This window comes from Amycolatopsis sp. NPDC058278 (genome assembly GCF_042881395.1).
In the GTDB taxonomy this organism is placed as follows: Bacteria; Actinomycetota; Actinomycetes; order Mycobacteriales; family Pseudonocardiaceae; genus Amycolatopsis.
Genome location: NZ_JBHVXZ010000247.1, coordinates 1 through 4,724 on the forward strand (window position 1 = coordinate 1; position 4,724 = coordinate 4,724).

At 72.4% G+C, this 4,724-nt stretch carries 4 protein-coding genes; all 4 read left to right on the top strand.

What is annotated here, in order from left to right:
- The first annotated feature begins 117 nt into the window (after positions 1-117).
- Entirely contained in the window at positions 118-1,335 is a 1,218-nt protein-coding gene (locus ACFVYA_RS49480; protein WP_387055565.1) for an MFS transporter, read from the top strand.
- A gap of 110 nt (positions 1,336-1,445) precedes the next feature.
- Positions 1,446-2,048, top strand: coding sequence for a (2Fe-2S)-binding protein (locus tag ACFVYA_RS49485; RefSeq protein ID WP_387055568.1), 603 nt, complete (start codon positions 1,446-1,448; stop codon positions 2,046-2,048).
- A 4-nt stretch (positions 2,049-2,052) separates the two neighbouring features.
- Positions 2,053-3,033 (top strand): FAD binding domain-containing protein, encoded by a 981-nt coding sequence (locus tag ACFVYA_RS49490; protein ID WP_387055570.1) that lies wholly within the window; start codon positions 2,053-2,055, stop codon positions 3,031-3,033.
- A partial coding sequence (locus tag ACFVYA_RS49495) for a xanthine dehydrogenase family protein molybdopterin-binding subunit (RefSeq protein ID WP_387055573.1) occupies positions 3,030-4,724 on the top strand: 1,695 nt, incomplete at its 3' end. The genes ACFVYA_RS49490 and ACFVYA_RS49495, both read left to right, overlap by 4 nt.

Below are 4,724 nucleotides of genomic sequence, written 5' to 3' on the forward strand. Positions count from 1 at the left end.
CCGCGCGATCAAGGCCCTGCTCACCCCCTGACCGCAGACGGGGACGACCGGTCCGGGCCGCGGCGACGGCGGCGCGGCCCGGACCGGCGACCTCCATCACCCGAAGGAGAGATTCACATGGACACCGGGACCACTCCCGGCCGGCTGCCCGCCGTCGTCTGGGTGCTCGCCGCCGGCACGTTCCTGCTGGGAACCACCGAGTTCGTCATCGCCGGCCTGCTGCCGGAACTGGCCGGGGACCTCGACGTGAGCGTCTCGCAGGCCGGGCTGCTGATCACCGCCTTCGCCATCGGCATGATCGTCGGCTCGCCCACCATGGCCTTGGCCACCCTGCGGCTGCCCCAGCGCCGGGCGCTGGTCCTGGCACTGGCCGTGTTCAGCCTCGGGCACGTCGTCGCGGCACTCAGCGGCTCCTTCGCGATCGTCCTCGCCGCGCGCGTCGTCACCGCCCTGGCGACCGGGGCGTTCTGGTCCGTCGGCTTCGTCGTCGCCACCGCGGCGGCCGGCCCGCGGAACTCGACACGCGCGGTCGGCGTCATGATGGGCGGGCTGACCCTGGCCAACGTCGTCGGCGTGCCGATCGGCGCATTCGCGGGCCAGTTCACCGGGTGGCGCGGCCCGTTCTGGGCTCTGGCGGCGCTTTCCGCGCTGGCCGCCGCGATCATCGGCCGGTTCATCCCCACCCACGAGCAGCGCGCCGAGATCTCCGTCCGAGCCGAGATCCGGGCCCTGCGCCAAGGTCGGCTGTGGCTGGCACTCGCCGCCGCGATGTTGATCATGGGCGGCGTCCTGGCCACCTACAGCTACCTCACCCCGCTGCTGACCGGGCGCGCCGGCATCCCGGCCGGCGCCGTCCCGCTCGCCCTCATCGCCTTCGGCGCCGGCGCCCTCGGCGGCACCACCGCCGGCGGCCGCCTCGGCGACCGGCACCCGATGGCGACCACCATCACCGCGGCCGCGGTCACCGCCGCTGTCCTGTTCCTGATGATCCCGCTGTCCACCAATCCCGTCGCGGCCATCGTCCTCGTGTTCCTGATGGCCTTGACCGGGTTCACGGTCAACCCCGTCGTCACGGCGCTCGCCGTCCGCTACGCCGGTGACGCGCCCACCCTGACCTCCGCGCTGAGCACGTCGGCCTTCAACACCGGTATCGCCGCCGGAACCGCCGTCGCGGGCACGGCTTTGGACTCGCTCGGGGTGACCGGGCCACCCCTGGTCGGGGCGATCACCGCCGCCCTCACCTTGCTGCCCCTCACCGCCCTGGCCGGTCGCTCCCGCCGCGCGAAGCCAACGGGCCTCGACCACGAGAAGGAGGAGGTCGCCGTACCGTGTTGAGGGAACCGACCGGCCAAAGTACCGGTGATTCACCCGCTTTACGAGGTACTGTCAGTACACCGCTTGCCAGGGACTCCCACGCGGCGCGGACGCCTGATGAGGTCGGCTCCATGTCGCCCGAAAACGCGGAATCGCCGACCCCTCTCAGCCGGCGGACGTTCATCGCCGCCTCAGCCGTGGGTGGTGCCGCTGCCGTGGCCGGACCGGCGCTCCTCGGCGCCGAGCCCGCCGCGGCCGCCGCCGACGCGTCGAGCAGCCCGGTTTCCCTGACCGTCAACGGAATCCGGCACACCGTCACCGTCGACAACCGGACCTCGCTGCTGGACCTGCTGCGCGAGCACTTCGGGCTGACCGGCACGAAGAAGGGCTGCGACGCCGGCGCGTGCGGCGCGTGCACGGTCCTCGTCGACGGCCGGCGCGTCAACGGGTGCCTGACCCTGGCGGTACGGCTGGACGGCGCGGAGGTCACCACCATCGAGGGATTGACTTCCCGTGATGACGGGCCGCTGCACCCGCTGCAGCAGGCGTTCATCGACCAGGACGCCTTCCAGTGCGGGTACTGCACCCCAGGGCAGATCATGTCCGGCGTCGGCTGCCTCGAGGAAGGCCACACCGGGTCGCCGGACGAGATCCGGGAATGGATGAGCGGCAACATCTGCCGCTGCGGCTGTTACGTCAAGATCGTCAAAGCCATCCAGCAGGCGGGGAGCTGAGCCGATGGAACCCTTCGCCTACACCAAAGTGCGCGATGTCCGGGCGGCCGTCGCGGCCGGCCGGCGCGGTGGTCGCTTCATCGCCGGCGGCACGACGCTGGTCGACCTGATGCGCGAGACCGTGGAACGCCCCGGCACGCTCGTCGACATCGGCGCGCTGCCGCTCACCGGCATCTCCCCCACGCCGGGCGGTGGCGTGCGGATCGGCGCGCTGGTGCGGATGGCCGACGCTGCCGCCGATCCCCGGGTCCGCAGTGCTTTCCCGGTGGTCTCGCAGGCGCTGGAGCTGAGCGCGTCCCCGCAGCTGCGCAACATGGCCACCATCGGCGGCAACATCATGCAGCGGACCCGCTGCCCCTACTTCCGGGACGTGACCGCCCGCTGCAACAAGCGCGCGCCCGGTTCGGGATGTGCCGCCCTCGACGGCTACAACCGGAGCCACGCGATCCTCGGCGGCTCCGAAGCGTGCGTCGCGACGCACCCCTCCGATGTCGCGGTCGCCTTCGCCGCCCTGGAGGCGACCGTGCACCTGCAGGGACCGGACGGCGACCGCAGCGTTTCCTTCGCCGACTTCCTCCTGCGGCCGGGCAGCACTCCGGACCGGGAACAGGCCCTGCGGCCCGGTGAGCTGATCACCGCCGTCGAGCTCCCGGCACTCCCGGGGCCGTCGCGGTCGGGGTACCTCAAGGTGCGCGACCGGCAGAGCTACGAGTTCGCCCTGACCTCGGCCGCGGTCGCCCTGTCGATCCGGGGCGGGGTCATCCGCGCGGCGAAGGTCGCCGCCGGCGGCGTCGGCACCGTCCCGTGGAAACTTCCCGCCGTCGAACAGCACCTGCTCGGCAAGCGGCCGTCGGACTCGCTGTGGGCCGAGGCCGCGCAGCGAGCGGCGGACGGCGCCCGTCCGTTGCGGCACAACGGGTTCAAGGTCGAGTTGCTCAAGCGCACGGTCGAACGCCAGCTGCGCGTCGTGGGAGGCACCCGATGACCCAGCCCCGCATCGCCGTCGGCACCCCGCAGTCCCGAGTGGACGGACGCCTGAAGGTGACCGGGCGCGCGCTCTACACCGCCGACCACCCGGCCGACGGCGTCCTCTACGCCGCCGTCGTCGACAGCAGCATCGGACGCGGCCGCATCACCGGCATCGACGACCACGCCGCCCGCGCCCACCCCGGCGTCCAGCGGGTGATCAGCCACCTCAACGCACCCCGGCTGCCCTATCTGGACAACCCCGGGTCGAACAACCCCGCGCCGAACTCCCGTCTGCGCGTCTTCCAGGACGACCGGGTCCGGTTCTTCGGCCAGCCGGTCGCCGTCGTGATCGCCACCACCCACGAAGCCGCCCAGCAGGGCGCCCGCCTGGTGAAGGTCACCTACGCCGCCGAGCAGCCGCGCACCGACCTGGCCACCGCACCCGCCGACCCGCCGGCGACCTACTCGCGCGGCGACGCCGAAACCGCGCTGAACACCGCGCCGGTCCGGCTGGACCTGGCCTACCGGACCGCCCGCAACCACCACAACCCCATGGAGCCACACGCCACCATCGCCCGCTGGGACGGCACCCGGCTCACGGTCTGGGACAAAACCCAATGGGTGGTCGGTGGCACGCAACAGGAACTCGCCGCCGTCTTCGGCATCCCCCAGACCTCGGTCCGGGTCATCTCACCGTTCGTCGGCGGCGCCTTCGGCAGCGGCCTGCGCTCCTGGCCGCACACCACCATCGCCGCCCTCGCCGCCCGCGAGACCGGCCACCCGGTCAAGCTCGTCCTCACTCGCCGGCAACTGTACTTCGGCACCGGCTTCCGGCCCGCCTACTCATACCGGCTCCGGCTCGGTGCCGACCGCACCGGACGGCTCACCGCGATGACCCACGACATCCGCGGCGAAACCTCCAGCTACGAAACGTTCACCGAAGCGATGCTGGCACCCGGCCAGATGCTCTACAGCACGCCCCACGTCCGCCAGGCCTACGCGACCGTGCCCCTGGACGTCAACACCCCGATCTGGATGCGCGGCCCCGGCTACGCCTCCGCCGCCCTCGTCATCGAATCCGCGATGGACGAACTCGCGCACCGGCTCCGCCTCGACCCCATCGAACTGCGCAACCGCAACGAACCCGCGACCGACCAATCCAGCGGCCTGCCGTTCTCCACCCGCCGGCTGCGCGAGTGCTACGCCGTCGGCGCCCGGGAGTTCGGCTGGCCACACCGCAACCCGAAGCCGCGCTCGATCCGCGACGGCGACTGGCTGGTCGGCACCGGCATGGCCGCCGCGGTCTACGACACCGCCCGTGCCCCCGCCCAGGCCCACGTCCGCCTCGCCGCCGACGGCACCGCCGTCGTCCAGTCCGCGACCAGCGACATGGGCCCCGGCACCTACACCTCCATGCCCCAGGTCGCCGCCGACGCCCTCGGCCTGACCATGGACACCGTGGACTTCCGGCTCGGCGACTCCCTCATGCCCCCGACCCCGCCCCACGGCGGCTCCATGACCATGGCCAGCGTCGGCTCCGCCGTCCAAGACGGCTGCGACAAGGTCCGCCGCCAAGCGATCACCCTCACCGTCAACGACCCGCGCTCCCCCTTGCACGGCGTCGATCCCGACGACGTCATCGTCCGCAAAGGACGGCTACACCTCAAGAACGACCCCACGCGCGGGGAGACCTACCGGCAGCTGCTG

Excerpts from the sequence above, each read along its gene's own strand:
- ACFVYA_RS49490 (WP_387055570.1), top strand. The coding sequence starts at position 2,053 with ATGGAACCCTTCGCCTACACCAAAGTGCGCGATGTCCGGGCGGCCGTC.
- ACFVYA_RS49480 (WP_387055565.1), top strand. The coding sequence starts at position 118 with ATGGACACCGGGACCACTCCCGGCCGGCTGCCCGCCGTCGTCTGGGTG.
- ACFVYA_RS49485 (WP_387055568.1), top strand. The coding sequence starts at position 1,446 with ATGTCGCCCGAAAACGCGGAATCGCCGACCCCTCTCAGCCGGCGGACG.